General features: G+C 34.6%; 3 protein-coding genes. 2 read left to right on the top strand and 1 reads right to left on the bottom strand.

All coding sequences use genetic code 11. The features are described from left to right. Positions 1-117 precede the first annotated feature (117 nt). On the top strand, positions 118-324 hold the full coding sequence (gene pgk, locus ACEW7V_RS02760) for a phosphoglycerate kinase (protein WP_374695370.1): 207 nt from the start codon (positions 118-120) through the stop codon (positions 322-324). Between the two features lie 66 nt (positions 325-390). Here pgk (ACEW7V_RS02760) and ACEW7V_RS02755 read toward each other — a convergent pair whose 3' ends face one another. Continuing rightward, on the bottom strand, positions 391-531 hold the full coding sequence (locus ACEW7V_RS02755) for a hypothetical protein (RefSeq protein ID WP_374695369.1): 141 nt from the start codon (positions 529-531) through the stop codon (positions 391-393). Here ACEW7V_RS02755 and pgk (ACEW7V_RS02750) point away from each other — a divergent pair. Continuing rightward, positions 500-943 (top strand): phosphoglycerate kinase, encoded by a 444-nt coding sequence (gene pgk, locus ACEW7V_RS02750; protein ID WP_374695769.1) that lies wholly within the window; start codon positions 500-502, stop codon positions 941-943. The two genes, ACEW7V_RS02755 and pgk (ACEW7V_RS02750), sit on opposite strands and share 32 nt — an antisense overlap. The last annotated feature ends 173 nt before the right edge of the window (positions 944-1,116 follow it).

Below are 1,116 nucleotides of genomic sequence, written 5' to 3'. Positions count from 1 at the left end.
TAAATCAAGCTGTTGGCCAGATGCTTCCAGGGGATGTTTTATTAGTCCAAAATACTCGTTTTGAAGATGTTCCTTTCAAAAAAGAAAGTAAAAACGACCCCGAATTAGGCGGAAATATTGGGCATCTTTAGGCGATGTTTTTGTCAAAATGATGCTTTTGGTACATGCCATCGCACCCACGCTTCTAATGTAGGTATTGCAACATATATCAAAAGAAAAATGCTTTGGTTTTTGGTCAGAAAAAAGAAATATCTTTTCTCAAAAAATTGTCAAACTCCTCAAAGACCTTTGGTTGCTGTTTTGGAGTGGCTCCAAAGTATCTGACAAAATTGGAGTTATTCGTAGTCCTTTTGCAAAAAGTTGATGTTCTTTGATAGGTGGAGGAATAGACTATACTTGTCTTAAAGCCAAATGTTTTAACATAGGAACTAGCTTGTTAGAAGCAGACAAAAATCCCTTTAAGTAAAGAGAATTATTAGCTTCTCCAGAAGGCAAAAAAATCGTTTTACCTAAAGATTTTGTTTGTGGCAAAGAATTTTCGCCAACAACACAAGCAGCTGTTTATAGTTATGATAATATTTCTGATGATGTAATGGGATTTGATATCGGACCTCAAACAATTGAACTTTTCAAAACGCATTTACAAACGGCTCAAACAGTTGTTTGGAATGGTCCTGTAGGAGTGTTTGAATTTGAACAATTTTCTAAAGGAACCAAAGCTTTAGCCCAAACAATAAGCAATCTTTCGCCCAATACAACTACCATTATTGGTGGTGGCGTAAACGCTGCTGCAGTCTTTAAATTTGGTCTAGAACAAAATTTCAGCCATATTTCTACGGGTGGAGGCGCTTTTTGGAGTGCCCCAGAAGGAAAACCAATGCCAGGAGCTTGCATGTATGGAGAAACTGTAATCACAACTTCCTATTTTTATTTTATTTTTTGATCATTATTATTCTTCAAATTACCAAATATTACAAACATCACAAAATAAAACAATCCACACAACCAACAAATAGATCCATCATTTACATTAAAAAAGGATAAAAAAGAAAAGAGGTTTAATTAATTATGAAAAGTTAAAGTAGCAATTAATGGTTTTGGGCGTATCGGTAAATT

Source organism: Areca yellow leaf disease phytoplasma (genome assembly GCF_041920595.1).
The sequence above is the reverse complement of the archived record's forward strand: the minus strand, read 5'-3'. Positions and strand labels throughout refer to the sequence as shown.